25 protein-coding genes are annotated in these 25,324 nt (G+C 64.4%); 11 read left to right on the forward strand and 14 right to left on the reverse strand.

What is annotated here, in order from left to right:
- The first annotated feature begins 178 nt into the window (after positions 1-178).
- Entirely contained in the window at positions 179-2,104 is a 1,926-nt protein-coding gene (gene edd / locus GJ695_RS10955; RefSeq protein ID WP_154364610.1) for a phosphogluconate dehydratase, read from the forward strand.
- 3 nt (positions 2,105-2,107) lie between these two features.
- The gene (eda, locus tag GJ695_RS10960; protein WP_154364612.1) at positions 2,108-2,731 is read left to right on the forward strand and encodes a bifunctional 4-hydroxy-2-oxoglutarate aldolase/2-dehydro-3-deoxy-phosphogluconate aldolase; all 624 of its coding nucleotides are present in this window, start codon (positions 2,108-2,110) and stop codon (positions 2,729-2,731) included.
- A gap of 10 nt (positions 2,732-2,741) precedes the next feature.
- Here the strand turns inward: eda and GJ695_RS10965 are convergent, their stop codons facing one another.
- Positions 2,742-3,386: a phytanoyl-CoA dioxygenase family protein gene (locus tag GJ695_RS10965; RefSeq protein WP_154364614.1), complete on the reverse strand. Its 645-nt coding sequence runs from the start codon at positions 3,384-3,386 to the stop codon at positions 2,742-2,744.
- 10 nt (positions 3,387-3,396) lie between these two features.
- Positions 3,397-4,290, reverse strand: coding sequence for a LysR family transcriptional regulator (locus GJ695_RS10970; protein ID WP_154364617.1), 894 nt, complete (start codon positions 4,288-4,290; stop codon positions 3,397-3,399).
- A gap of 80 nt (positions 4,291-4,370) precedes the next feature.
- On the opposite strand from GJ695_RS10970, the gene GJ695_RS10975 reads away from it, so the two are divergent.
- Positions 4,371-5,078 carry an NAD(P)H-dependent oxidoreductase gene (locus GJ695_RS10975; RefSeq protein ID WP_154364619.1) on the forward strand — a complete coding sequence of 236 codons (708 nt, stop codon included), beginning with the start codon at positions 4,371-4,373 and terminating at the stop codon, positions 5,076-5,078.
- Here the strand turns inward: GJ695_RS10975 and GJ695_RS10980 are convergent.
- Positions 5,075-5,386: a hypothetical protein gene (locus GJ695_RS10980; protein WP_154364621.1), complete on the reverse strand. Its 312-nt coding sequence runs from the start codon at positions 5,384-5,386 to the stop codon at positions 5,075-5,077. The two genes, GJ695_RS10975 and GJ695_RS10980, sit on opposite strands and share 4 nt — an antisense overlap.
- Positions 5,387-5,454: 68 nt before the next feature.
- Positions 5,455-6,858 carry a cytochrome P450 gene (locus GJ695_RS10985; RefSeq protein WP_154364623.1) on the reverse strand — a complete coding sequence of 468 codons (1,404 nt, stop codon included), beginning with the start codon at positions 6,856-6,858 and terminating at the stop codon, positions 5,455-5,457.
- 95 nt (positions 6,859-6,953) lie between these two features.
- Between GJ695_RS10985 and GJ695_RS10990 the strand changes: the two genes are divergently transcribed.
- Entirely contained in the window at positions 6,954-7,799 is an 846-nt protein-coding gene (locus tag GJ695_RS10990; RefSeq protein ID WP_154364625.1) for a helix-turn-helix domain-containing protein, read from the forward strand.
- Here the strand turns inward: GJ695_RS10990 and GJ695_RS10995 are convergent.
- The 4 genes from GJ695_RS10995 to GJ695_RS11010 are packed head-to-tail and all read right to left on the reverse strand — an operon-like array spanning position 7,781 to position 10,219.
- Entirely contained in the window at positions 7,781-8,254 is a 474-nt protein-coding gene (locus GJ695_RS10995) for a DUF6265 family protein (protein WP_154364627.1), read from the reverse strand. The genes GJ695_RS10990 and GJ695_RS10995 overlap by 19 nt on opposite strands.
- An 8-nt stretch (positions 8,255-8,262) precedes the next feature.
- Positions 8,263-9,204 (reverse strand): sensor domain-containing diguanylate cyclase, encoded by a 942-nt coding sequence (locus GJ695_RS11000; protein ID WP_154364635.1) that lies wholly within the window; start codon positions 9,202-9,204, stop codon positions 8,263-8,265.
- Complete coding sequence (locus GJ695_RS11005) at positions 9,201-9,845, reverse strand: chemotaxis protein CheC (protein WP_154364637.1); 645 nt, start codon at positions 9,843-9,845, stop codon at positions 9,201-9,203. The genes GJ695_RS11000 and GJ695_RS11005 overlap by 4 nt, the downstream gene beginning before the upstream one ends.
- Before the next feature lie 2 nt (positions 9,846-9,847).
- Complete coding sequence (locus tag GJ695_RS11010) at positions 9,848-10,219, reverse strand: response regulator (RefSeq protein ID WP_154364639.1); 372 nt, start codon at positions 10,217-10,219, stop codon at positions 9,848-9,850.
- Positions 10,220-10,410: 191 nt separating this feature from the next.
- On the opposite strand from GJ695_RS11010, the gene rpiA reads away from it, so the two are divergent.
- On the forward strand, positions 10,411-11,088 hold the full coding sequence (rpiA, locus tag GJ695_RS11015; protein ID WP_154364641.1) for a ribose-5-phosphate isomerase RpiA: 678 nt from the start codon (positions 10,411-10,413) through the stop codon (positions 11,086-11,088).
- Positions 11,089-11,179: 91 nt separating this feature from the next.
- Here the strand turns inward: rpiA and GJ695_RS11020 are convergent, their stop codons facing one another.
- Complete coding sequence (locus GJ695_RS11020) at positions 11,180-11,452, reverse strand: oxidative damage protection protein (RefSeq protein WP_117011551.1); 273 nt, start codon at positions 11,450-11,452, stop codon at positions 11,180-11,182.
- Between the two features lie 36 nt (positions 11,453-11,488).
- Positions 11,489-12,799 (reverse strand): amino-acid N-acetyltransferase, encoded by a 1,311-nt coding sequence (gene argA, locus GJ695_RS11025; protein WP_154364643.1) that lies wholly within the window; start codon positions 12,797-12,799, stop codon positions 11,489-11,491.
- A 55-nt stretch (positions 12,800-12,854) separates the two neighbouring features.
- Between argA and hrpA the strand changes: the two genes are divergently transcribed.
- Positions 12,855-16,895 (forward strand): ATP-dependent RNA helicase HrpA, encoded by a 4,041-nt coding sequence (gene hrpA / locus GJ695_RS11030; RefSeq protein ID WP_154364645.1) that lies wholly within the window; start codon positions 12,855-12,857, stop codon positions 16,893-16,895.
- 65 nt (positions 16,896-16,960) lie between these two features.
- On the forward strand, positions 16,961-18,079 hold the full coding sequence (locus GJ695_RS11035; RefSeq protein WP_166455106.1) for an extracellular catalytic domain type 1 short-chain-length polyhydroxyalkanoate depolymerase: 1,119 nt from the start codon (positions 16,961-16,963) through the stop codon (positions 18,077-18,079).
- Here GJ695_RS11035 and GJ695_RS11040 read toward each other — a convergent pair whose 3' ends face one another.
- Together GJ695_RS11040 and GJ695_RS11045 are read right to left on the reverse strand one after the other, a co-directional pair.
- A complete protein-coding gene (locus GJ695_RS11040) occupies positions 18,080-19,045 on the reverse strand; it encodes a TlpA disulfide reductase family protein (protein WP_154364647.1) in 966 nt (321 codons plus the stop codon). It lies immediately after the preceding gene.
- 105 nt (positions 19,046-19,150) lie between these two features.
- Positions 19,151-20,404: a putative Na+/H+ antiporter gene (locus tag GJ695_RS11045; RefSeq protein ID WP_154364649.1), complete on the reverse strand. Its 1,254-nt coding sequence runs from the start codon at positions 20,402-20,404 to the stop codon at positions 19,151-19,153.
- 115 nt (positions 20,405-20,519) lie between these two features.
- On the opposite strand from GJ695_RS11045, the gene imuA reads away from it, so the two are divergent.
- From imuA to GJ695_RS11065, 4 genes are all read left to right on the forward strand, one after another.
- Complete coding sequence (gene imuA, locus GJ695_RS11050) at positions 20,520-21,212, forward strand: translesion DNA synthesis-associated protein ImuA (RefSeq protein ID WP_154364651.1); 693 nt, start codon at positions 20,520-20,522, stop codon at positions 21,210-21,212.
- Positions 21,142-22,614, forward strand: coding sequence for a Y-family DNA polymerase (locus tag GJ695_RS11055; RefSeq protein WP_154364653.1), 1,473 nt, complete (start codon positions 21,142-21,144; stop codon positions 22,612-22,614). Before imuA ends, GJ695_RS11055 begins: the two co-directional genes overlap by 71 nt.
- Positions 22,615-22,675: 61 nt before the next feature.
- A complete protein-coding gene (locus tag GJ695_RS11060) occupies positions 22,676-23,512 on the forward strand; it encodes a TlpA family protein disulfide reductase (protein WP_166455108.1) in 837 nt (278 codons plus the stop codon).
- Between the two features lie 25 nt (positions 23,513-23,537).
- Positions 23,538-24,296: an alpha/beta hydrolase family protein gene (locus GJ695_RS11065; protein WP_154364657.1), complete on the forward strand. Its 759-nt coding sequence runs from the start codon at positions 23,538-23,540 to the stop codon at positions 24,294-24,296.
- On the opposite strand, the gene GJ695_RS11070 is transcribed toward GJ695_RS11065, so the two are convergent.
- Positions 24,293-24,631 (reverse strand): hypothetical protein, encoded by a 339-nt coding sequence (locus GJ695_RS11070; RefSeq protein ID WP_154364658.1) that lies wholly within the window; start codon positions 24,629-24,631, stop codon positions 24,293-24,295. The two genes, GJ695_RS11065 and GJ695_RS11070, sit on opposite strands and share 4 nt — an antisense overlap.
- Before the next feature lie 27 nt (positions 24,632-24,658).
- A complete protein-coding gene (locus GJ695_RS11075) occupies positions 24,659-25,297 on the reverse strand; it encodes a glutathione S-transferase family protein (protein WP_154364660.1) in 639 nt (212 codons plus the stop codon).
- Positions 25,298-25,324 lie beyond the last annotated feature (27 nt).

Below are 25,324 nucleotides of genomic sequence, written 5' to 3' on the forward strand. Positions count from 1 at the left end.
ATGAAAAACAGGTAAATTCACTACGGTTTCAACGTGGCGCACCATAAATTCTCCCGCTAAACGGATGGTTCAACCGTGTGTTGCTGATCGCCAGCGTAAGCCAGCCCGTCTACGAAAAGCCGGTGGGTTTTTCAATTTTGTAGTAAAATTTCACGGAATCCATTCATAAGGAACAATCATGGCGTTGCACCCAGTCCTAGAAAGCGTCACCGCGCGCATCATTCAGCGTAGCAAACCTTCGCGTGGCGCGTATCTGGCCCACCTTGAAGCGGCCCGCGTCAAAGGCGGCCCGCAGCGCGGCACCCTGGCCTGTACCAATCTTGCACACGGCTTTGCCGCTTTCCCCGCCAACGACAAGCTGGTGCTGAAAGAGATCAAGAAGCCGTCGGTGGCGATTATCTCGGCGTACAACGACATGCTGTCGGCCCACCAGCCGTTCGAGCGTTTCCCTGAAATTATCAAACAAGCCGTGCGCGAAGTCGGCGCCGTGGCGCAATTCGCCGGCGGCACGCCCGCCATGTGCGACGGTGTGACCCAGGGCCAGCCGGGCATGGAACTGTCGCTGTTCTCGCGCGACGCGATCGCCATGTCGACCGCCGTGGCGCTGTCGCACAATATGTTCGACTCCGCCGTCTACCTGGGCGTATGCGACAAGATCGTGCCGGGCCTGCTGATCGGCGCGCTGCACTTCGGCCACCTGCCGGCGGTGTTCGTGCCGGCCGGTCCGATGACCACCGGCCTGTCGAATTCCGAGAAAGCCAAGATCCGCCAGCTGTACGCGCAAGGCAAGGTTGGCCGCGCCGAGCTGCTGGAAGGCGAGTCGCAGTCTTACCACGGCGCCGGCACCTGTACCTTCTACGGCACCGCCAACAGCAACCAGATGCTGATGGAGGTCATGGGCCTGCACCTGCCGGGCGCCGCCTTCATCACCCCGAATACGCCGCTGCGCGATGAACTGACCAAGGCCGCCGCCCAGCGCGCCGCCGTCATCAGCGACCAGTCGAATGAATACCTGCCGGTCGGCCATGTGGTCGATGAAAAGGCCATCGTCAACGCCCTCGTGGCGCTGCTGACCACCGGCGGTTCGACCAACCACACGCTGCACCTGGTGGCCATCGCCAAGGCGGCCGGCATCGTCATCGACTGGAACGACTTCGACGAGCTGTCGAAAGTGGTGCCGCTGCTGTGCCGCATCTACCCGAACGGCGAAGCGGACGTGAATCACTTCCACGCCGCCGGCGGCACCGGCTTTGTCATCCGCGAACTGCTGGATGCGGGCCTGCTGCACGACGACGTCACCACCATCCTGGGCAAGGGCCTGCGCAAGCACTGCGCCGAGCCGTTCCTGGGCGAAGGCGACAAGGGCGTGGTCTGGAAAGACTCGCCGCTGCAATCGGGCGACGACAAGGTGCTGCGCAAATACGACGCGCCATTCTCGGCGGACGGCGGCATGGTGCTGGTGCAGGGTAACCTGGGCCGCGCCGTGATGAAGGTGTCGGCCGTGAAGCCGCAGCACCGCACGGTGGAAGCGCCGGCGCTGGTGTTCAATTCGCAGGAAGACTTCATGGACGCCTACAAGGCCGGTACGCTGGACCGCGACTTCGTGGCCGTGATCCGCTTCCAGGGCCCGCGCGCCAACGGCATGCCGGAGCTGCACGCGCTGACCCCAGCGCTGGCCAACCTGCAGGACGCCGGCCGCAAGGTGGCGCTGGTGACCGACGGCCGCATGTCCGGCGCCTCGGGCAAGGTACCGGCGGCGATCCACGTGTCGCCGGAAATTCTGGCCGGCGGTCCACTGGGCCTGGTGCGCGACGGCGACATCATCAAGGTGTGCGCCGAAACCGGCACGCTGGAAGCGCTGGTGGAATCGAGCGTATGGCACGCGCGTTCGCTGGCCACCGCCGACATGACGCTGAACCAGGTGGGCATGGGCCGCGAGCTGTTCTCGATGTTCCGCAACAGCGTGTGCGAAGCGGAGAAGGGCGCGACCACGTTCCCGCTGCCGTCGCCGATCGCCACCACGGTTGGCCTGCATGACAAAGACCCGGTCGGCAATACCGTGCCGGGTTCCGACGAAGATTTCTCGATGAAGAAAGAAGCCTAAATCATGACCATGACTCTGCTCGACATTATGCGTACTTCGGCCGTGATCCCTGTGATCGCGATTGACGAACCTGAACATGCCGTCCCGCTGGCGAAAGCGCTGGTGGCCGGCGGCATCCGCGTGCTGGAAGTGACGCTGCGCACCAAGCACGGCCTGGGCGCGATCAAGGCCATGAGCGAAGTGGAAGGCGCCATCGTCGGCGTCGGCACGCTGACGCAGCCGGACGAATTTGCCGCCGCGCGCGATGCGGGCGCGGTGTTTGGCGTGTCGCCAGGCCTGACGCCGGCGCTGATCGCCGCCGCCAAGAGCAGCGGCCTGCCGCTGCTGCCGGGCGTGATGACGCCGTCGGAAGTGATGGCGGCGCGCGAGCAGGGCTTCCGCCAGCTGAAACTGTTCCCGGCGGTGCCGGCGGGCGGCGTCGGCATGTTGAGCGCGATCTACGGTCCGCTGCCGGACGTCACCTTCTGCCCGACCGGCGGCATCTCGCAAGAGACGGCGTCGCAGTTCCTGGCGCTGAAGAACGTCGCCTGCGTGGGCGGTTCGTGGCTGACGCCAAAAGACGCCATCGCCGCCGGCGACTGGGGCCGCATCACCGACCTGGCCAAAGCCGCCAGCGGCCTGCGTTAATTCTTCCGCTTCAGGCCCATTCCAGCCCATAGGGCAGAGTGGGTGGGCCGAACAGGAAATGCAGCACGCGCCTGCGGCTGCCGCCTGTCGCTTTGGACGATGCGTGCAGCAGTAACGGCCGCATCGCCATCCCGGCGCCTTGCGCGACCGGGCAGAGCACCTCTTCCGTCACATCCCGGATGCCGGCCTTGCCGGCTTCATTCAAACGTCCGCTCCGATGCGAGCCTGGGATGACCTTCAACGCGCCGTCTTCAGGTCCGCAATCGTCGATATGCAGGCGTAGTGCGAGCAGTTGTTCCAGCAGCGCCGGTGGCGGCTGCACGAACAATACGCCATCCTTCTCCGACCAGCCGCTGAGCGCCGCGTGCGCAATCCGGGCTTTAACCGGGATGCTCAAGTCCTGATGAAACGCCACCAGCCAATTATGTTCCGTCGATTTCTCGAAATAGGTGCATTGGACTGCGACGTAATCGTTCGCTATCAGGCCTGCCGCCAGCAGCTTCAGGCGCACTTCGTCTGCCAGGCTGGCGCACCAGTCCAGTTCCAGCATCTGGCGCGAGTTCATTTGCCCGGCATCGATGAATTGCAGGCGGTCCGGCGCAACCATGTCGGGCAGAATGGCGTAGCCTGATTGATCGAAGAGATGTGTCGTCATGGCCGCAAGTCTACACACTTGCGGCCATGTGGTCGCGCAGCCATTGGTGGGCTGGATCGCGGTGCGAGCGTTCGTTCCACAGCATCGCCATTTCGTAGCCGGGGATGTCCACCGGCGGCGCGACGATGCGCAAGGCGGCGTTGTCGCGCACCAGCCGTTCCGGCAGCATGGCCACCAGATCGGTGCGCGCCAGCGTCGCAATCACAAACAGAAAATGTGGCACCGACAGCACCACCCGTCGAGTCAGTCCAACCTGCGCCAGCATCTGGTCGGTGACGCCGTGGAAGCCGCCGCCGTCCGGTGAGACGATCACCTGTTCCAGTTCGCAGAATTGCTTGAGCGTCGGCCGCCGCTTCAGGCGCGGATGATCGGCGCGGCCGGCCAGCACATAACGTTCCTTGAACAAGCGGCGGTGGCGCATGCCCGGCGGCGCCTCGTCGGCCGTGTGGAAGGCGAGATCGATCACACCTTGCTCCGCCTGCCGTGCGATGAGCGGCGGGGACAGCTCCAGCACCGCCAGCCGCGTGCCTGGTGCGGCAGTGCGCAGGCCTGCCATGGCGGGCAGCAGGATGGTCGATTCGCCGTAGTCGCTGGCCGCCACGCGCCAGGTGTGGTCCGCCTGCGCCGGATTGAAGGGCGCAGCGGGAGACACGGCCCGGCCCAGCACTTCCAGCGCCAGCCGCAATGGTTCGCGCAGCTCTTCCGCCCGCGCGGTGGGACGCATGCCGCGCGGTCCGGGCAGCAGCAGCGGATCGCCGAAGATGTCGCGCAGCTTGGCCAGGTGGACGCTGATCGACGGCTGCGAAAAGTTCAGCCGCTCGGCGGCGCGCGTGACATTATGCTCGGCCAGCAGCACATCCAGCGTCACCAGCAGGTTGAGGTCGAGGCGTCGAAGATTAGTCATGTCTATAGCTGGAATATTGGGAATTCATTTCTACTATACCGGATACATCCCTATGCTGAGGTTTTCAAGGAGAGCTTCACATGAATGTATTTATTGTCTACGCCCATCCGTCCGCCAACTCGCTGAACGGCGCTTTGAAAGACTACGCGGTGCAGCGCCTGCAAGCGGCCGGCCACTCCGTACAGGTCTCGGATTTGTACGCGATGGAGTGGAAGCCAGCGCTGGAAGCCGGCGAGGTGGCCGGTCATGCCGTGCTGGCGGAGCAGGAAAAACTGTTGTGGGCGGACGTGGTGATCTTCCAGTTTCCGCTGTGGTGGTTCTCCATGCCGGCCATCATGAAAGGCTGGGTGGAGCGCGTGTTCACCCATGGCTTTGCCTATGGCATCGGCGAGCACTCGGAGCTGCGCTGGGGTGATCGTTACGGCGAAGGCACGCTGGCCGGCAAGCGCGCCATGTTGATGGTGACGGCCGGCGGCTGGGAGTCGCACTACGGCCCGCGCGGCATCAATGGCGCCGTGGCGGATCTGCTATTCCCGATCCATCACGGCATTCTTTACTATCCTGGCATGGACGTGCTGCCGCCGTTCCTGTTGTATCGAAGCGACCGCATGGACGATGCGCGCTTTGCCGCGGCATGCGCTGCGCTGGGCAAGCGGCTGGATGCACTGGCGACGACGGTGCCGATTCCCTTCCGTCGCCAGAACTACGGCGACTACGACATCCCGGCGATGACCTTGAAAGTCGATATCGCGCCGGGCGTGGTCGGATTCGGCGCGCACCTCGCCTAGCCGCCCAGTTTGTTATAAAGCGGGCCAGGCCAGCGGGCGGTGACGCGGCTGCAGTGCATCTCGAACTCGTCGCCGTCCTTGGTTTTGGTGACATGGAAGTGATTGATGGCGATACGGGTCGCATCCTGCAAGGCGCCGGCTTCGGTGATCTGCTTGGGTGGCGGCTCGTCGCGGATATGCAGCAGATATTCCACCTTCTTCGGATCGGTATTCTGGTCGTACCAGATTTCGACGCGAATGGCGTCGTCGTCATGCTCGCTCTCCGCAAAGCACCGTCCCTGCCGCCTGGTCTCAAATTTAAACCGCATCGCGTCCCTCCGTTGACAGACAGGACCAGCGTAGCACGGCTGCCGCGCACGGGAAACACGCTTGCATATCAGGAGTGTTGCAGCCGCATCTGCAAGCCGATGGGGGACATGGTGAAGCCTCCGAGTTCTTGCGGCGCTTCGCCGCTGGTGGTGCCGATGGATTGGATGTTGAAGCTCGACAGCAGCATGGCGCTGGCGAGCTTGATTTCCAGTAGCGCGAGGTAGCGTCCAGGGCAGGTGCGCACGCCGGCGCCGAAGGGCATGGAGACGTGCTTGTTCACCGGCTGCTCGCTGCCCGCCAGCCAGCGCTCTGGCTTGAAGTCGGCCGCGTTGGGCACGAGGCTGTCCGACACGCTATCGTGGCGCATCACGCACCACAACAGGCTGCCTTTCGGCACCTGCACATCGCCGACCACGCTGTCGCGCAGGGCTTCCAGCGGGATGAACGGCGCCACCGGCTTGAGGCGCATGGCTTCCTGCGCGCAGGCGTCGAGATAATCCAGGCTGTCCATCTGCTCGATGGAGAATGCGGCGGGATCGGGCGCCACGCGCAGCACTTCTTCGCGCGCTTTCTGCATCGCCGATGGATTTTCGTGCAGCAGATACAGCATCCACGCCAGCGTGTTGCTGGTGGTGTCTTCGCCGGCCAGCAGCATGGTGCTGACGTTGCCGGCCACCGCCGCGTCATCGACGCCGCTGTCGCCTTCATCGGCGGCGCGGATCATCGCTTCCAGCAGGTTGGCCGGATGCGCGCGGCGTTCCGGCTCCGCCGCCAGCCGTGCGCGGGCCGCGTCGACCATGTCGTCGATGGCCTTGGTCATCGCCGCCAGGCTGGCGTCCAGCAGATGGTCCTGTGGCAGTTTGATGTAGCGCCAGTACGGGAACAGCGCCAGCGAACGGCGCGCCACGGCGGGCAGCACCACGTCCATGTGACGCTGGATGACGTCCTCGCCGCCATCGATGGTATTGACCTCGGTGCCGAACGCCAGCCCGGCGATGACGTCGACGCTGAAGCGTTTCAGGTCATCGGCCAGATCGATCACGCGGCCGTCGCGCGCCGCCTGTTGCCAGCGCTGTCGCAGCCGCAGGCCGACCGCCACCAGCGATGGAAAATACGCCTTCACCGCGTGCGGCGCCAGCGCAGTCATCACCATGCGCCGCTGGTTGCGCCACGCCGCACCTTCCGAAATGAACAGGCCTGGCTGACCGCCCATTTCCTCTGAGACGGCCGCCGTGATGGAAGGGCGGCGGAAGCCATCCGGCCGGTCGCGCAGCACGGCGCTGACCAGTTCATGGCCGGCCACCACCAGTATCGGCGTGCGGCCGAAGCGCATCTTGAACAACGGGCCGTACTGCCTGGCCCAGGCTTCCACATCCTGATGTACGCGCTGCGGCTGCAACTGCGGCAGATTGCCGGCCAGCGGCCAGGGACGCGGGCCGGGCAGGTCGTTGATCTGGCGTGTGGTCTGCATGGCGGCTCCTCTTTGGATTTGACCGAAGTGTGCGCCGGCGCGGAAAAGCAGTATTGAACGATTACGACATCCGCTGTTGGTATAAACTATTTCGCATGGAGCCTGCCGAATCGCCCACCCGATTGATCTTTCCGCGCAAGACGCTGGCGTCCTGCGTGCGCGCCTGCATCGTCCGTAGCACGATCGAGGCGCCGCTGCCGGACGCGGCCGACCGCTACAACCATTTCCCCGCAACGCCGCATTGTTCGCTGACGTTTTTCATCGAAGGCGAGGCGGAAGTGATAGAGCCTGCCGAGGCGCCCAGGGAATCGATCCGGGTGGTGTTCGGCGGCCCGCAAACGCGGCCCATGGTCACTTATAATCCCGGCCCGGTGCGCATACTGATGGTGATGCTGTATCCGCAGGCCTTGAATGCGTTGAGCGGCGTCGATGTCTCGGCATGGGTGGACCGCTGGGCTTCCATCGAACAGGTGCTGGGCCAGGATTGGCAGGCGCTGTCTGATGCCGTGCTGTGCGCCAACAGCGATGGCGAGCGGCTGGAATTGATCGAAAACTTCCTGGAGCCGCGCTGGCAGGCCGCACGGCCTGGCGGCGCCGGCGCCACGGCGGGCGACTGGGTGCGCCATCTGGCCGCGCAAGCCGCCGATACCGCGTTCGGACGCGGCGTGCGCAATATCGAGCGCCGCATCAAGGCCCGCGCCGGACAGCCGATGCGCAAGCTGCTCGGCTTCCAGCGCGCCGAACAATCCTTCTTTGAAGCGCGGGATGAATTCCTGGCCGGGAAAGCCGTATGGGCCGACATCGCCGCGCGCGGCGGTTATTCCGACCAGGCCCACTTCTGCCGCGAGGCGCGCAAGATCACCGGCCACACGCCTTTGGAACTGGCGCGCGTGCTGGCCTCCACGGATGAACGCTACTGGATCTACCGCGTCTGGACGTGAGCCGCGCACGCCGCGCGCGTCATCGGAAAGTCGATATGCTTGTTAGCGCCCTTGATGGTGCCTTCGATGCTGGCGCGCAGCTTGGCCGGCGCTTCATAGCGGTAGATCACGCGCTGCGGAAAATCGTGTCCCAAATTTTCGAAAACAACCTCCGTCGCCGTCAGTGTGGTGGCCGTGAAGCTGGCGCCATCCTGTCCCGACGGCTGCGCGTGGAAAATCACCGCGCCGTCGTTGGCGGTGGTGATGCGCATGAATTCATAGTTGGCCACCTTGCCGCCCTTGACGGTGCGGCTCAGGCCCATCATCGAATCGCCGGCCGGCGCGGCCCATTGCTCGATGGAGCCGGCCTCGCCGCCGTCTGCGGTCCAGCAGCCGGTCAGCCACGCCAGCTGGTCGATCGGTGCGGCGTGAGCGCCGGCAGACACCAGCAGCAGGAATAAAAGCACGTTGCGCATAGCGGTCCTCACGCGGGAAGCATTGAAGCGATCAGGTTGCGGCCATTGCGCTTGGCCTGATACAGCGCGCGGTCGGCGGCGCCGATCAGCGCATCGATTTCCACTGGCGCATCGACCCGCTGCGTGGCAATGCCGATGCTGACCGTAACCAATTGCGACGCATCCGTATTGCGTTCATGCGGAATCGCCAGCTCCTGCGCCCGCGCGCGGATCGCCTCCGCCATCAGCATCGCCTGCTCGACGTCGGTCTCCGGCAGGATCATGGCGAATTCCTCGCCGCCGTAGCGCGCCATCAGGTCGCACGGACGCTTCAGCATTTCCGCCAGTGCGGCCGCCACCTGGATCAGGCACTGGTCGCCTTTCTGGTGGCCGTAATGGTCGTTGTAAGCCTTGAAGTGGTCGATGTCGATCATCAGCAGCGACAGCGGCGTGCCGCCACGCTTGGCGCGCCGGTGTTCCTTCTCCATCGCCACGTCGAAGTGGCGGCGGTTGGCGATGCCGGTCAGGCCGTCGGCAAAGGTCTGCGAACGCAGCACCATGGCCTGCTCGCGCAGCAGCTTCTCGCGCGTGACGGCGATGCTGACATCGCTGACCTGGATCAGGCAGTGGCGCGGCGCGGCGTCCACCGCGATCGGCGTTACTTCCACCGCCTGCTGGATGCGCTCCTCGCGCACAAACAGCGCAAACGGCGCCTTGTTCAATGTCTGCGACAGCAGCGAAGGGAAGTTGTTGTACAGCGCGTGCTGGATGGCCGCGTCCACCCGGCCGCCGCGCAGGTCTGGGCACACGTCGAAAAAGTCGCGGCCCAGCACCTGCTCGTGCGACAGGCCGGAATGCTTGACCATCCAGCTGTTCCACAACACGATGCGGCGCTCGCTATCGAGCACGATGGCGCCCAGGCTCACCGCGCAGAACACACTCTCCAACAGGGGCAGGCGCAATGAAGTCATGATTGCCCTATTGCGCGTGCGATGTAGAGATTGATCTGGTCCTTCAGGTCGTGCAGCGCCGAGATGGCGAGCACGAAGGCGACGTAGCCGTGGATCTGGTGCTTCTCCAGCACGAAGTCGATGTGCAGCATCAGCACCACGGTATTGGCCTGGCTGGCGCCCGCGGTGGCGGTGAGGATCTCGTCGCTGGTGCCCACGTGGTACTGCGGCAGCGAGCCATGCAGCTCGCGCTGGAAGATATTGGCCAGCGTGCCGACGCAGGAGTTGAGCATGATGTTGCCGATCTCGCACATGGCTTCCTGCTCCATCTCGGTCAGCTCCTTGAGCGGCACCGCTTCGCCCACCATCAGGCGCACGATCTCCAGGCTTTTATCTTCGGGGAACATGAGGATGGCTTCGGTCTCGAAGGCGCCGGCGTAGTGCTGGCTGACGCCGCAGATGCGCTCCGGCGCGGTGTTTTGTCCATGCGCGCCCGCGCCCAGCAGCCGCGCCGCTTCGGCGCGCGCGATGAAGCTGATCGACGGCACCGCCATGCGCACCGCCTCGTTGACGATGGCGCTCATCGAGGCGGCCGCGTGGCCGACGCCGATGTTGAATATCTCGATCAGCGCATCGTTTTCCAGTTCGGAGAGCTGGAACATGATTACGCTGCTTTCAGCGTGGCCAGCAGCTGGGCGATGCGCGCCTCGGTGATCGGCTTCTCGACAAAGCCGATGCCCATCGCGATGGCGCGTTCGCGCGTGGCGGTTTGCACATTGGCCGTCAGCAGCGAAATCGGCACGGCGGGGAATTCCTGGCGCAGTTGTTCGGCGGCGGCGATGCCGCCCATGCCGGGCATGTTGACGTCCATCAGGATCAGGTCCGGCGTGGTGTGGCGCGCCTTGAGCAGCGATTCCTCGCCGGTGCCGGCTTCCTCGATGATCCAGTCGGCATGCAGGCTGGCGATGTACTGGCGCGCCATCATGCGTGAGACGCGGCTGTCGTCGACAATCAGGACGGTTTTCGTACTAGTCATGTCTCTTCCCCGGCGGTCTTTTTTTATACTACTGCGTTGCAACCATTCTCGCATATCCCGTGGCTTTCCTGACCACAGGTGTTGCTCTAGTTGTACGCTATTTGAACGGTATTGTCTGTGCGCAATTTTTAGGCAGAAAGCGCGATGGTAAAATAGCGGGATTCGATTTCCCCATCTCTTAAGTATTTATCATGACCCAAGACGAACTGAAACAAGCCGTAGCCCGTACCGCCATCGATTACGTGGTGAAAAACGAGATCATCGGCGTCGGCACCGGCTCCACCGCCAACTTCTTCATCGATGAACTGGCCAAGATCAAGGGCGACATCAAGGGCGCCGTGGCGTCGTCGGAAGCGACCGCCGCCCGCCTGCGCGGCCATGGCATCGAGGTGTTCGACCTGAACGATGTGCCGGAAATCGCGGTGTATATCGATGGTGCTGATGAAATTGACAACAGTGGCGCCATGATCAAGGGCGGCGGCGCTGCCTTGACCCGCGAAAAAATCGTGGCCTCGGTGGCCAAGCAGTTCGTTTGTATCGCTGACGGTTCCAAGCTGGTGGAAGTGATGGGCAAGTTCCCGCTGCCGGTGGAAGTGATTCCGATGGCGCGCGCGTCGGTGGCGCGTGAGCTGGTCAAGCTGGGCGGTACGCCGAAGCTGCGCTTGAAGCCGGGTACGGAGGAGGCGTTTGTCACCGATAACGGTGGTTATCTGCTGGATGTGTCGGGTCTGTCGATTACCGAGCCGAAGGCGCTGGAAGCGCAGATCAATCAGATCGTGGGGGTGATTGCGGTGGGGTTGTTTGCGGCGCGGGGGGCTAACGTGTGCCTGCTGGGTACCGCTGAGGGCGTGAAAACGCTGAAGTTTTAACCCGCACCGCCAGGTGGGGTCGGACCCTGCGGGTCCGACCCCTAAGCGACGGAGCTTGCTCTGTCACTAAAGCGTGCGGGGTAGAGCGTGCTTATTCCGCTGGCGGCACGTAACCCTGCGCGGCATCCGCACCATCACCAAAGAAATGCTTCTCCATCTGCGTCGCCAGGTATTTGCGGGCGCGCTGGTCGGCCAGGTTCAGGCGGTTTTCGTTGACCAGCATGGTCTGGTGCTTGAGCCAGGCGGCCCAGGCTTCTTTCGAAACCGACTCGTAGATCTTCTTACCCAGTTCACCCGGATACGGCGGGAAGTCCAAGCCCTCGGCTTCCTTGTTGAGTTTGATACATTGAACGGTGCGGGCCATGTGGGTTGCTCCTAAAGCTTGTGTAGAAAAACGAGATTATAAGGTTTTAATCAAAACCTGGGATTTGCGCTGCCAGTTATACATGCGCTGACGGTCCTTTGGCAGTGCATCGACGGTGGCCGGCGCGAAGCCGCGTTTGATGAACCAGTGCGCGGTGCGCGTGGTCAGCACGAACAGTTTGTTCACGCCAAGCGCGCGGGCGCGGTTTTCCATGTGCTTGAGGATACGGTCGCCGTCGCCCTGGCCCTGCACGTCGGGGTTGACGGTCAGGCATGCCATTTCGGCCATTTTCTGTTCCGGGAACGGGTACAGCGCCGCACAGCCGAAGATCACGCCATCGTGCTCGATGACCGAGAACATTTCGATTTCACGCTCGATCAGCTCGCGGCCGCGCTTGACCAGCGTGCCGTCGGCTTCCAGCGGTTCGATCAGCTTGATAATCCCGCCAACGTCCTCAATTGTGGCCGTGCGCAGCGATTCCAGGTTCTCGTGCGAAATCATGGTGCCCACGCCATCGTGGGTGAACAGCTCCAGCAGCGCCGAGCCGTCCATGTTGAACGAGACGATGTGCGAGCGCTCGACGCCGTTGTCGCAGGCCTTGATGCAGTGCTTCAGGTAGAAGGCGGTGGCGTCGGGCAGGAAGCCCGCCTGTAGCACGGCTTCCGCCTGGTGCGACGACAGTTCGCGGATTTCCGTGCCGCCGGCGTCGGTCATCATCTCGGTTTCGGTGATGAAGATCAGTTTGTCGGCGTGCAGGGCGATGGCGGTGGAGCAGGCCACGTCTTCCATGGTCAGGTTGAACGCCTCGCCGGTCGGCGAGAAGCCCAGCGGCGACAGCAGCACCAGGCCGTCTGAGCCGAGGATGGAGTGGATGGTCTCGGCGTCGACCTTGCGGGTGACGCCGGTCAGTTCCAGGTCCACGCCATCGATCACGCCGAGCGGCTTGGCGGTGATGAAGTTGCCAGAAATGATACGGATGGCCGCGTTGGACATCGGCGTGTTCGGCAAGCCCTGGCTGAACGCGGCCTCGATGTCGAGGCGCAGTTCGCCGGCGGCTTCCTTGGCGCACTCCATGGCCGAGGTGTCGGTGATGCGCACGCCGTTGTGGAAGCGGCCTTCGACGTTACGCAGGGCCAGTTGTTCGGCCACCTGCGGCCGCGAGCCGTAGATGACCGTAACGTTGATATCGAGCGCGTGCAGCAGCGAGAGGTCGTGGGCCAGCACCGGCAGGGCGCCGGCGGCCACCAGTTCACCAGGGAAGGCAACCACGAAGGTCTTGCCGCGGAAGGCGTGGATGTAAGGCGCGACGGAACGCAGCCATTGGACGAATTGGGTAGGGTTTTCCATTAGCCGCATTATAATTCGGTGCGCGACGTCCGCGCCAAAACCTTTGTAAAAAACAATGTCAGAAGCCAGCAACAAGCCAAAAAGTCAGCCTAGCCGTCCGCAAAACGCTACTCCTCGCCCGCCGCAAGCGCAGAATGCCCGCTCCGGGCAGAAGCCGCCGCGTCCACGCCTGACGCCGGAGCAGCTGGCGGCGCGCGAGGCCGAGCGCAATTTCCGCAATCCGCTGCCGCCGATCACCTATCCGGAAGATCTGCCGGTGTCCGGCCGCCGCGAGGAAATCGCCGAAGCGCTGCGCAACAACCAGGTCATCATCGTCTCCGGCGAAACCGGCTCGGGCAAGACCACGCAGCTGCCGAAGATCTGCCTGGAGCTGGGACGCGGCCAGAAAGGCCTGATCGGCCACACGCAGCCGCGCCGTATCGCCGCCTCGTCGACCGCCAAGCGCATCGCCGTGGAACTCGGTTCGCCGTTGGGCGAGCACGTGGGCTTCAAGGTCCGCTTCGCCGACACGCTGCAAAAAGGCGCGTCGATCAAGCTGATGACCGACGGTATCCTGCTGACCGAAACCCAGAGCGACCCGCTGCTCAGGGGCTACGACACCATCATCATCGATGAAGCGCACGAGCGCAGCCTGAACATCGACTTCCTGCTCGGCTACCTGAAACAGCTGCTGCCGCGCCGCCCGGATCTGAAAGTCATCATCACTTCGGCGACCATCGATGCGGACCGCTTCGCGCGCCACTTCGGCACGCCGGAGAAGCCGGCGCCGGTGATTGAAGTCTCCGGCCGCCTGTACAAGGTGGAGGTGCGCTATCGTCCGATCGAGAGCGACGTGGTCAATCCGGCCATTGCCAACGCCGAAGGCAAGGGCGCACGCACCGCCGCCGCGCGCGAAAAGCGCGACCTGATGGACGCCGTGATCGACGGCGTCGATGAAGTGGCGCGCATCGGCTCGGGCGATATCCTGGTATTCCTGCCCGGCGAGCGCGAAATCCGCGACGCCGCCGAGGCGCTGCGCAAGCACCACTCGCCGCACGTGGAAATCCTGCCGCTGTTCGCCCGCCTGTCGGCCGAGGAACAGGAGCGTGTGTTCAAGACCACCAACGCGCGCCGCATCGTCCTCTCCACCAATGTGGCCGAGACCTCGCTGACCGTGCCGGGCATCCGCTACGTGGTGGACGCCGGCCTGGCGCGCGTGAAGCGCTACAGCTACCGCAACAAGGTCGAGCAGTTGCAGATCGAGCCGATCGCGCAATCGGCCGCCAACCAGCGCGCCGGCCGCTGCGGCCGTGTGGCCGATGGTGTCTGTATCCGCCTGTACGACGAGCAGGATTTCATCCAGCGGCCGAAGTTCACCGAGCCGGAGATTCTGCGTTCGTCGCTGGCCTCCGTCATCCTGCGCATGAAAACGCTGCACCTTGCGGACGTGGAGACCTTCCCGTTCATCGAGCCGCCGCTGGCGCGCGCGATTGCGGACGGCTACCAGCTGCTGCAGGAACTGGGCGCGGTCGATGAGTACAATCAGATCACGCCATTGGGCACCAAGCTGGCCAAGCTGCCGCTGGACCCGCGCGTCGGCCGCATGATCCTGGCCGCGCTGGACAACGTCTGCCTGAACGAAGTGCTGATCATCGCTTCCGCCTTGTCGGTGCAGGATCCGCGCGACCGGCCGATGGAGCACCAGCAGGCCGCCGACGAAGCGCACAAGAAGTTCGCCGACGAGAAATCCGAATTCCTCAGCTATCTGAAGATCTGGCGCTGGTTCGAAAATGCGATTGAGCACAAGAAGACCAACCGCCAGTTACAGGACAACTGCCGCACCAACTTCCTGTCGCAACTGCGCCTGCGCGAGTGGCGCGACGTGCATTCGCAGTTGCTGACGATCGTCAAAGAGCAGGGCTGGCGTCTGAACGAAGCGCCGGCGACGTATGAAAACCTGCACATGGCGCTGTTGACTGGCTTGCTGGGCAACGTCGGCTTCAAGCAGGAGGACGATCCGGGCTTCCTCGGCGCGCGCGGCATCAAGTTCAATATCTGGCCGGGTTCCTCGCTGAGCAAGAAGCCGGGCAAGTGGATCATGGCGGCGGAGCTGGTGGACACCACGCGCCTGTACGCGCGCTGCATCGCGCAGATCCAGCCGGAGTGGCTGGAGAAGGTCGGCGGCCACCTGCTGAAAAAGTCGTGGGGCGAGCCGCGCTGGGAAAAACGTTCGGCGCAGGTCACTGCTTCCGAGCGCGCGACCCTGTATGGCCTGGTGGTGTACAGCCAGCGCCGCATCAACTACGGCTTGTTCAATCCGACCGAGGCGCGCGAAATTTTCATCCGCGATGCGCTGGTGGGCGGCGACTACGACACGCGCGCGCCGTTCTTCGCGCACAACCACAAGCTGATTAAAGAGATCGAGAACCTCGAACACAAGTCGCGCCGTCAGGACGTGCTGGTGGACGATGAACTGATCGCCGCCTTCTACGACAAGCTGCTGCCGGCCGACGTGGTCAATGGCGCGGGCTTCGAGAAGTGGCACAAGGACGTCACGGCACAGGAGCCGAAGCTGCTGTTCCTGAACCGCGATGAGCTGATGCGCCACGAAGCAGCCGGGGTCACCACCGACCTGTTCCCGAAGAAGATGAACGTCTCCGGCCTGGAACTGGCGCTGACCTATCACTTCGAGCCGGGCAGCGTGCGCGATGGCGTGACGCTGGCGGTGCCGCTGTATGCGCTGAACCAGCTGTCGCGCGAGCGCTGCGAATGGCTGGTGCCGGGCATGCTGAAGGAGAAGGTGCATCTGCTGCTGAAATCGCTGCCGCAGAAGCTGCGCCGTCATTGCGTGCCGCTGCCGGAGTACGCGGCCAAGTTCTGCGAGCGCGTGGAGGAGAGGCATGCCTTCGGCCGTGGTGAGTTGATTGACGCGATCATCGCCGATATCCGCAAGGAGATCACGGTGACGCCGCTGACCACCGACTTCAAGCCGGAGACGCTGCCTGCGCACCACTTCATGAACTTCAAGGTGATCGACGAGCATGGCCGCCAGCTGGACATGGGCCGCAACCTCGCCACCTTGCAGGCCGAATACGGCACGCAGGCCCGCGAGAGCTTCCAGAAGATGGCGGAAGCGTCCGGTCCGCAGTCGACCGTCGCCGCCCGGTCCGTCGTTCCCGCGCAGGCGGGACGGTCCGGCGCTCCGGGGCATGCTGCGCCGGCCAAAGCCGCGGCATCGGGCGCCGCCGCGCCAACCAGCAATATCACGCTGACCAACCTGACCTCGTGGACCTTCGGCGAACTGCCGGAACTGCTGGAAATCGCCCAGGGCAAACTGACGCTGATCGGCTTCCCGGCGCTGGTGGACAAAGGCACGCACTGCGACCTGGAAGTCTTCGACGACCCGACGGTTGCCGCGCGCACGCACCGCATCGGCCTGCGCCGCCTGTTCGCCTTGCAGATGAAGGACCAGATCAAGTTCATTGAAAAGAGCATTCCCAACCTGCAGCAAATGGGCATGCAGTTCATGAGCATGGGCACGCAGGAAGAACTGCGCGAGCAGATCATTAACAAGGCGCTGGACATCGCGTGCCTGCAAGACCCGCTGCCGATCGACGCCGCCAGCTTTGCCAAGCGCAAGGACGAAGGCAAGTCGCGCCTGGTGCTGCTGGTGAACGAGATCGCGCGCCTGCTGTCGCAAGTGCTGACCGAGTTCCACGGCCTGCCGAAACGCCTGCAAGGCTTGCCGCAGCAGACCGCGCAGGACATGCAGCAGCAGTTGCAAGGCCTGGTGCACAAGCGCTTCCTGCTGGAGAACGACTACAGCCAGCTGTCGCACTTCCCGCGTTATCTGAAGGCGATGAACGTGCGGATGGAGAAGCTGCGTGGCGATCCGTCCCGCGATGCGAAATTGATGGCCGAGTGGCAGCAGGCCGCCGCAGCCTATCTGCGTGCGACGCGTGAAAAATCGGCCGGCAAGAACACCGATCCGAAAATGGTGGAGTTCCGCTGGATGCTGGAGGAATTGCGCGTATCCTTGTTTGCACAAGAGCTGCGCACGCCGATGCCGGTATCAGCCAAGCGCTTGCTGAAAGTCTGGGAGTCCATGCAACGCTAAGCGGCTTGCCGCACGCTGGACGCAGCGGCTTTCAGGTAGACTATTTTGCAACAGGAGGTGTTGCGATGGCCAGAACCGGAAAGCTGCTGCGTAGTCTGATCCGCGCCGGCACGCGCACAGCGAAACTGTTCGCCGCCGCCGCAACGCCGCCGAAACCGAAGCGTGCCGCCGCCAAGCCGCGCGCCAGGCTGGCCGCCGCGAAACCTGCCGCTGCAAAACCTGCCTCGAAGCGCACCGCCACGCTTCATGCGCCACGCAAGGCCGCGCCATCTGCCGCTGCTTCGCCCGCTGTGGCGCCCGGCAAGTGGCTATCCGGCCACGCGCCAACCGCGAGCGGTCAGCGCATGAGCTACTGGCTCTACCTGCCAAACAATCTTCCCGAACGCGCGCAACGCCAGGGCATGCCGCTGGTCGTCATGCTGCACGGCTGCCACCAGACCGCGACGCAGCTGGCGCAAGGCACACGCATGAACCTGTGGGCGGAAAAAAAGGGCTTCGCCGTCCTGTATCCGCAACAGCTGATCAGCATCCAGCCGCAGCGCTGCTGGAAATGGTACGACCGCGCCACGCAGGAAGGTGGCGGTGACGTGCCCACCATCGTCGGTATCATCCACAAGGTGCTGACGCATTGCGCCATTGACCGCACGCGCATTTACGTGGCAGGCATCTCCGCCGGCGCCGGCATGGCGAATATCCTTGCACTGAACCATCCAAAACTGTTTGCCGCTGTCGGCCTGCATTCAGGCCCCGTGTTCGGCGCCGGCCACAGCACGCTTGGCGCGCTCGGCGTGATGAAACACGGCGCCGGCCTGGGCGCCGACATGGCCGCGCATGCGGTGCTGCAACGCCAGCCGCAATTCCCAGGCATGCCGGCGATCCTGCTGCAAGGCGAGGGCGATAACGTCGTCCGGCCGATCAATCAGATCCAGCTGGCGCGCCAAAGTCTATTGCTGAACCGCCTGGCCGGGCCGGCGAAAATCACGCACAAGCCCAAGGGCCGCCACAACGCCCATCAGCTGCACGACTTCTACGCCGGCCGCAAACTGATGCTGCGCGTCGCCCAGATCGAACAACTGGAACACGCCTGGAGCGGCGGCGATCCCACGCTGGCCTTCAACGCCAAGGCCGGTCCTGACGCCAGCAAGATGATGCTGGATTTCTTCTCCCGCCACCAGCGCACCTGATCACGGCTGCGAGAGTACCTTGCTGACGCGGCCCTGCGCATCCAGCATCACAATCACCGGAATATCGCGCACGCCGAAAGCGCGGAAGATCGCGCCGTCTTCATCGAGCGCCAATGGAATGCTGGTGTGCTTTTCCTTCGCATACGCAGCCAGGTCGGCGCGCGAGGTCCACAGCGGCGAGGCGATGGCAACCCATTCGGCGGCATGATCCCTGGCCATTTTCTCGGACTCGATGCGAACGCGCTCACAGGCGGCGGACGTGGCGGGGCGTGTCTCGCGCAGATAGGATTCGCACCATGGCGAAAAGAACACCAGTGCGCGCGGCTTGCCGGCGGCGGGCGTGATGGTCTTGCCGGACAAGGTCTTGATGCTGATGTCGGTCACCAGATCGCCGACCTTGAAGCTTGCCGGCGCGGTGGCCTGCGGCGTCAGCGCGATGCTGCCGGCGGCCGGCTTGGTGGTGGCCACGCGCTCCAATACGGCGTGCAGTTCCTGGTCATCCAGATGGCCCACGTGCACGATGCGGCCACTGGAATCGATCACGATATGTTGTGGCGTGACGCGCAGATTCAGCTTGGCCGCGAGGCTGCCGTCATCGATCACGGTGGGCATCCGCAGTTTGTATTTGGCGATGAAGGCGCGCACGTCGGCGTTGGTTTCGCTGTAGCCGGCGTTGACCGACACCACCGCGATACGCTTGCCGTACTGCTCGTAGATTTTCTCGAACCCCGGCGCCTGCTGGTTACAAGGAACGCACCAGCTGGCCCAGAATTTCAGATACACCGGCTGCTTGCCGTACAGCGTGGCCAGATCGATGCGCTGACCGTCAATCGACGTCAACGTCGCCGCAGGCCCCGGCTGCCCGATCAGCCCTTTGCTCGCGCTCCGCGCCCGCTGCTGACCATCCTGCGCCGTCGCCGCACCCATCAATCCACACAACAAAAGAAACACCGCACCCCATTTCATACCACGCCCTTGATGAATTAACCATCAAGCTATCCTACCCGGCGTGCGGCATACAAAACAGATGCAAGAAGCGTCTAAACGACTAGGCCATGATTGGGCGCTCGGCTACAGCAGCAGGAAAGCCGCCGCCGCCACTGCGGTGGGCGCCAGTGCGCCGGCTAGCAGGCCGAGGGTGCCGATGGATTCGTCGCGGAAGCCGCGGCGCAGCAGCGAGACGCCGGCGGGATTGGGCGCGTTGGCGATCACGGTCAGGCCGCCGCCGGTGACCGCGCCCGCCATCAGCATGTATTGCGCGGCTGGCGAGATGGTGTCGATCAGTGAACCGAGGTAGGTGAGGGCGGCGTTGTCGGTAATCGCCGTCAGGCTCATGGCGCCGAAGAACAGCGCCAGCGGCGACAGGCTCTCGACGATCGGTTGCAACCACCATTGCTGCATCCCGCCCAGCACCACCAGTCCGGCCAGGAAGAAGCCGACCAGCAGGCCTTCCTTGATGATCAGCGGGCTCTGGTAGCGCTGGTACGCGGTGGTGAAGCCGAGGAACAGCATGAAGATACCCAGGAACAGTTCCGGATGATGGCCCAGCACCACCACCGCCGCCAGGAAGCCGAGGTGGATCAGCGTCACCGCCAGCGGCACCGCCGGCGCGGCGCGCGTATCGCTGGCGCCGGCCGGCGCGCGCAGGTGCTTGCGCAGCATGAAGCTGATCGCGGTGGCGTTGATGATGACGGCGATGACCGCCTTCCAGCCGAACTGCGACGCCATGTAGGCGGTATCCCAGTTCCAGGTGGCGGACACCATCAGCACCGGCGGCGCCGCGTAGGAGGTCAGCATGCCGCCGATGGAGATGTTCACGAACAGCACGCCCAGCGCCGCATACTTCAGCCACTCCGGCATGCCGTCGCGGAAGATCAGCGGCGCCAGCATCAGCGCGGCCAGCGTCATCGCGGCCGGCTCGGTGATCAATGAGCCGGTCAGCGGCACCAGCGCCAGGCCGAACCACACCAGCGCCAGTTCCGTCTTGACCGGCATGCCGCGGGCAAACCCCATCAACACCCGCTGCACGATATCCATCACAGGCCGCGACGCGGCCACCACCATCACCACAAACACAAACAGCGGCTCGGTGTACTGGCGCGATTCGGCGTAGGCGATGGCGGCCTGGCCGCCGTTGAGCAGGGCCAGCGCAAGCATCAGGATGAACGCCCAGAAGCCGAACACCACCTCGACCTCGCCCAGCAGATGGAACAGCCCGGCGTGCTGCGGATGGCGATGGGCCAGCTTCTCGAACGACTTGGCGGCGAAGGTGTGCAGCAGCGCCAGGCCGAACAGGATGGCGCCTACCAGTTGTATTGTTTGCAAAGTGCTTCCTTTGATCATTCTCTTGGGGGCATGGTACAGCAAAGGCAAATAAATCTTGTCAAACTAGCGTGCGCAGAGTACTGTGTATTTATACAGTATTTTGCGGTACAATCTCATGACACATCCGGAAACCCTGCATCCGTCGCTCTGGCGCGCGGACCAACTGGCGCACAGCGCCACGCGCTGCATGGACACGGGCTTTGCCGCCTTGTCCGCGCAGCTGCCGGGTGGCGGCTGGCCGCTGGGCACCCTGATCGATCTGCTGGTGCAGCAGCACGGCATCGGCGAGCTGCGCCTGTTGCAGCCGGCGCTGGCCGCGCTGGACAAGCGGCCTGTCGTGCTGCTGCAACCGCCGCATGAACCGCAGGCGCTGGCGCTGGCGGCCTTGGGCATCGAACCGTCGCAACTGCTGTGGGTGCGCAGCGGCGCCAAGGCCAGCGATGCGCTGTGGGCGGCCGAGCAGATCCTGCGCAGCGGTTGTTGCGGTGCGCTGCTGCTGTGGCAAAAACATGCGCGCGGCGAAACCTTGCGGCGCCTGCATCTGGCGGCGCAAAGCGGCGAAACCTTGTTCTGCATGGTGCGGCCGCTGGCGGCGGCGCAGGACGCCTCGCCGGCGCCGTTGCGGCTGTCGCTCAAGCCGGCGGCGGGCGGCGTCGACATCGGTTTTGTGAAGCGACGCGGACCGCAGCGCGACGCGCCCTTGTTTCTACCTTTAACCCCTGCTTTGCTTCAACGCCATGCGCCTCTGGATCGCCATACACCTGCCACAGCTCCCGCTCGAAGTATTCTGCCCGCGCTGGTCGGCTGACCATTGCACGGTGGTGCTGGAGCAGGAACGCGTCGTCGCGCTGTCGCAGGCGGCTTACGATGCCGGCGTGCGCATCGGCCTGCGGCGCGGCGGCGCCATCATGCTGGCGCCGCACACGCAGTTCCAGCAGCGTTCGCTGCTGCTGGAGGCCGAAGCGTTGCAGGCGGCCGCCATGGCGCTGCTGCAATTTACGCCGCAACTGGCGGCGGCGGAGGAGGCCACGCTGCTGCTGGACGTCGGCGCCAGCCTGCGCCTGTTCGGCGGCATCCGCGCGCTGTGCCGCAAGGTGGCCGGCAGCGTGCGCGCGCTCGGCTTCACCGGCACGCTCAGTTGCGCACCGACCGCGCGCGGCGCCTGGCTGCTGGCGCGCAGCAACGCCGGCCGCTCGCTGAAGATGGACACGCTGGCACGGCGTCTGGACGTGCTGCCGGTCGATCTGCTGCCGCCTGTCCGCGCCTATCTGGGCTGGCTGGAAGGCATCGGCTGCATGAGCCTGGGCGAGCTGCGGCGCCTGCCGCGTCCTGGCTTGCAGCGCCGTTGTGGCCGCGCCGTGCTCGACATGCTGGACGACGCCCATGGCGCGCGTCCCGAGATGCACGAATGGCTGCAGGCGCCGGCCAGCTTCCGCGCCAGGCTGGAACTGTTCGACCGCGTGGAGAACGCCGAGGCCTTGTTGTTCGGCGCGCATCGCCTGCTGCTGCAACTGACCGGCTGGCTCAGTGCGCACCAGCTGGCCGTGGAGCGCATCCATCTGCAGCTGGAACACGAGCGCGGCCGCACCGCCTGTCCGCCGACGCTGATCGAAATCCTGCTGGCCGAGCCGACGTGGAAAGACGCGCATCTGGTGCGCCTGCTCAAGGAGCGGCTGGCCAAGCAGGAGCTGGTGGCGCCGGTGATCGGCCTGTGCCTCGAAGCGCCGCAGGTGCAGCCGATGGCGCCGCCGAGCGAATCGCTGTTTCCCGAGCCGGGCGGCAGCAAGGAAGACTGGCAGCGCCTGCTGGAACTGCTGGCCGCGCGGCTGGGGCCGGAAAACGTGCTGCAAGCCGCTCCCAGCAGCGATTACCGGCCCGAGTACGCCAACACCTGGGTCAGCATCCAGACCAGAATCCGTCCCGCCGACGCGCGTGCCCAGCTGCCGCCCGACCTCACCAGCCTGCCGCGACCGGCCTGGCTGCTGCCCAAGCCGGTGCCGCTGCTGATGCGCGACCATCGCCCGTATTACGGCTCGCCGTTGCGCATCCGCTCCACCGGCGAACGCATCGAGGCCGGCTGGTGGAGCACGCTGCAAACCCGCGACTATTTCATCGCGGAAGGGGAGGACAGCGCTTATTACTGGCTGTACCAGGATCGGCACGTCGGCGAGCAGGCGCCGCGCTGGTATCTGCAAGGGTTGTTCGGATAGATTAAGATTGTTCTAACAAGCAACAAGTAGCATGTGCTTTTTGCATGCACATCCTCTCATCATGAAGATCGGCCCCCTGCTGTTGCCGTACACCGCCCTGTTGCTGCTGCTCGTGGCCACGATCAGCTTTGCGCTCGCCCGCTATTTCGACCGGCGCAACGAGCGCAAGATCGAGGCATCGATCACCCGCATGTTCATGGTGGCGGTGGTGGTGGCGCGCCTGGCGTTTATCCTGCGCTACCATGCCCTGTACCTGGACCGCCCGCTGACCATGCTCGACATCCGCGATGGCGGCTGGGATGAGCAAAGCGGCATCATCGCCGCCTGGGTGTATGCGCTGGTGCTGTGGCAGCGCGGCCGCACCATCCGCAAGGCGGTGGTGGTGACGGTCGGCGTTGCCAGCGTGCTGTGGCTGGCCGGCACGGTGCTGATGATGGCCAACACGTCGGTGCAGGGCGCCATCCCCGCCGGCGCGCTGCGCAGCCTGAGCGGCGAGCAGGTGGCCCTGTCCGACTTCCATGGCAAGCCCACCGTCATCAACTTCTGGGCGACGTGGTGCCCGCCATGTCAAAAGGAAATGCCGGCCATGGCGCAGGTCCAGGCGCAGCGGCCCGATGTGAATATTGTCTTCGTCAACCAGGGCGAGTCGCCGCAGGTGATCCAGCAATTCCTGCGCGCGGGCCGGCTGGCGTTGCACAATGTCCTGCTGGACCCGACGCAAGCGACCGCGCGCGGCTTTTCGGTGATGGGCTATCCCACCACGCTGTTCTTCGATGCCTCCGGCAAGCTGGTGTATCAGCACATGGGGCCGCTGTCGGAAGCCGCGCTGCTCCACCGTTTGGAAGAGACCCGCTTGCCGCAGGCGCCTACCCAAGCCGCGGGAAGTTTGGTTAAATAGCCTCATATTCTTTTCAGGACACGCGATGCAATCACAGCGACAGGAATTTATCGGCGCGCACGGCCACAAGCTGGCGGCGCGGCTGGACGGGCCGGACGGCGAGGTCAAGGCCTACGCGCTGTTCGCGCATTGCTTCACCTGCGGCAAGGACGTGTTTGCCGCCAGCCGCGTGGCGCAGGCGCTGACCGAGCATGGCATCGCCGTGCTGCGCTTCGACTTCACCGGCCTGGGCGCCAGCGAGGGCGAGTTCGCCAACACCAATTTCTCATCGAACCTGGACGATCTGGTGGCGGCGGCCGATTTCATGCGCCAGACCTACCAGGCGCCGCAACTGCTGATCGGCCACAGCCTGGGCGGCGCGGCGGTGCTGGCGGCGGCCTCGCAGATGCCGGAAGTCAAGGCGGTGGTGACGATCGCCGCGCCCAGCGATCCCGGCTCCATCGTCAACATGTTCAGCCAGCATCTGGACGAGATCGCGCGCGAAGGCGAGGCGCAGGTGCAGCTGGCGGGGCGGCCGTTCCGCATCAAGCAGCAATTCGTGGAAGATGCGGGCGGGCACAACTTGAAGGTGAAGATCGCGGCCCTGAGGCGGGCCTTGCTGGTGATGCACGCGCCGGGCGACGACACGGTGGGCTTGAGCAACGCGATGGAGATTTTCACCGCCGCCAAGCACCCGAAAAGTTTCATCTCGCTTGACAGCGCCGACCATCTGCTGACGCGGCGCGAAGACGCGGTCTACGTGGCCAACCTGATAGCGGTCTGGGCCGACCGCTATCTGTTTTAAAAGTCTTCCGACAGGTCTTTCCAGCCCTTGCTGGCGGCAAAGGTGCTGAATTCGTCCGGCGATTCCAGCACCAGCAGGCGGCCTTCCTGCAGCACCGGGTCGCCGGCGCTCAGGTCCGGGCCCTTGTAGCCGACGGTGCGCAGCTGCGCGACCACGGCGTTAATCAGCGCCTTGTCCTTGTGCAGGCCGCTGATGGGCGCCTTGAAATCCACGTAGACGTCGATGGCGCCGTAGCCTTCGTCGAAGATGCGGATGGCGGTGGCGTCGTGGGCACGGCCGGAGCCGTCGGTGGCCTTGAAGGGGCCGCTCAGTTGGATGTCGGTGTCATTGTTCATGGCTTCAGCATACACAAAAGGTCGAGGTCAGTCCACTTTTGGCAGGGCCATGCCGCGCTGCACGGCCGGGCGGGCGCCGATCATATTGAGCCAGCGTTGCAGGTGGGGCTTGGTCTCCAGCTTGTCGCCGAGCGCCGGTTTCAGCTTGTCGAGGATGCCCACGGTCCATGGGTAGCAGGCGATGTCGGCAATGCTGTAGGCCGCGCCGGCGATGTAGGCGTGCTTCGATAATTGCTTCTCCATCACGCCCAGCAGGCGGTCCGCCTCGTCGATGAAGTGCTGGATGGCCAGTTCTGATTTCTCTTCCGAGCGGATGGCGAAGAAGCCGACCTGGCCCAGCATCGGGCCGAGGCCGCCGATCTGCCAGTGCAGCCATTCCAGCACCTTGTAGCGTTCCGGACCGGCGGCCGGCAGCAGCTTGCCGGTCTTCTCAGCCAGGTAGGTAAGGATGGCGCCGCTTTCGAAAATGCTGACGCTGTTGCCGTCGGCATCGGTGTCGACAATGGCGGGGATTTTGTTGTTGGGGGAGATGGCCAGGAATTCGGGCTGGAACTGTTCGCCCTTGCCGATGTTCACGGTCTTGATGGTGTACTGCAGGCCCAGCTCCTCCAGCATGATGGGGATCTTGCGGCCGTTGGGCGTGGTCCAGGTGTGCAGGGTCAGCATGGCGGTCCTCGGATGGATTTTCTGTAA

Source organism: Duganella alba, assembly GCF_009674495.1.
GTDB classification, from domain to species: domain Bacteria; phylum Pseudomonadota; class Gammaproteobacteria; order Burkholderiales; family Burkholderiaceae_D; genus Rugamonas; species Rugamonas alba.

Coding starts and splice junctions, on each gene's coding strand:
- GJ695_RS11070 (WP_154364658.1), bottom strand. CDS start 24,631: ATGAACAATGACACCGACATCCAACTGAGCGGCCCCTTCAAGGCCACC.
- GJ695_RS11065 (WP_154364657.1), top strand. CDS start 23,538: ATGCAATCACAGCGACAGGAATTTATCGGCGCGCACGGCCACAAGCTG.
- GJ695_RS11055 (WP_154364653.1), top strand. CDS start 21,142: ATGCGCCTCTGGATCGCCATACACCTGCCACAGCTCCCGCTCGAAGTA.
- rpiA (WP_154364641.1), top strand. CDS start 10,411: ATGACCCAAGACGAACTGAAACAAGCCGTAGCCCGTACCGCCATCGAT.
- GJ695_RS10990 (WP_154364625.1), top strand. CDS start 6,954: ATGGAGCCTGCCGAATCGCCCACCCGATTGATCTTTCCGCGCAAGACG.
- edd (WP_154364610.1), top strand. CDS start 179: ATGGCGTTGCACCCAGTCCTAGAAAGCGTCACCGCGCGCATCATTCAG.
- GJ695_RS11020 (WP_117011551.1), bottom strand. CDS start 11,452: ATGGCCCGCACCGTTCAATGTATCAAACTCAACAAGGAAGCCGAGGGC.
- imuA (WP_154364651.1), top strand. CDS start 20,520: ATGACACATCCGGAAACCCTGCATCCGTCGCTCTGGCGCGCGGACCAA.
- GJ695_RS11005 (WP_154364637.1), bottom strand. CDS start 9,845: ATGTTCCAGCTCTCCGAACTGGAAAACGATGCGCTGATCGAGATATTC.
- GJ695_RS11010 (WP_154364639.1), bottom strand. CDS start 10,219: ATGACTAGTACGAAAACCGTCCTGATTGTCGACGACAGCCGCGTCTCA.
- eda (WP_154364612.1), top strand. CDS start 2,108: ATGACCATGACTCTGCTCGACATTATGCGTACTTCGGCCGTGATCCCT.
- GJ695_RS11035 (WP_166455106.1), top strand. CDS start 16,961: ATGGCCAGAACCGGAAAGCTGCTGCGTAGTCTGATCCGCGCCGGCACG.
- argA (WP_154364643.1), bottom strand. CDS start 12,799: ATGGAAAACCCTACCCAATTCGTCCAATGGCTGCGTTCCGTCGCGCCT.
- GJ695_RS11040 (WP_154364647.1), bottom strand. CDS start 19,045: ATGAAATGGGGTGCGGTGTTTCTTTTGTTGTGTGGATTGATGGGTGCG.
- GJ695_RS10975 (WP_154364619.1), top strand. CDS start 4,371: ATGAATGTATTTATTGTCTACGCCCATCCGTCCGCCAACTCGCTGAAC.
- GJ695_RS11075 (WP_154364660.1), bottom strand. CDS start 25,297: ATGCTGACCCTGCACACCTGGACCACGCCCAACGGCCGCAAGATCCCC.
- GJ695_RS10985 (WP_154364623.1), bottom strand. CDS start 6,858: ATGCAGACCACACGCCAGATCAACGACCTGCCCGGCCCGCGTCCCTGG.
- GJ695_RS10965 (WP_154364614.1), bottom strand. CDS start 3,386: ATGACGACACATCTCTTCGATCAATCAGGCTACGCCATTCTGCCCGAC.
- hrpA (WP_154364645.1), top strand. CDS start 12,855: ATGTCAGAAGCCAGCAACAAGCCAAAAAGTCAGCCTAGCCGTCCGCAA.
- GJ695_RS11060 (WP_166455108.1), top strand. CDS start 22,676: ATGAAGATCGGCCCCCTGCTGTTGCCGTACACCGCCCTGTTGCTGCTG.
- GJ695_RS10995 (WP_154364627.1), bottom strand. CDS start 8,254: ATGCGCAACGTGCTTTTATTCCTGCTGCTGGTGTCTGCCGGCGCTCAC.
- GJ695_RS10970 (WP_154364617.1), bottom strand. CDS start 4,290: ATGACTAATCTTCGACGCCTCGACCTCAACCTGCTGGTGACGCTGGAT.
- GJ695_RS10980 (WP_154364621.1), bottom strand. CDS start 5,386: ATGCGGTTTAAATTTGAGACCAGGCGGCAGGGACGGTGCTTTGCGGAG.
- GJ695_RS11000 (WP_154364635.1), bottom strand. CDS start 9,204: ATGACTTCATTGCGCCTGCCCCTGTTGGAGAGTGTGTTCTGCGCGGTG.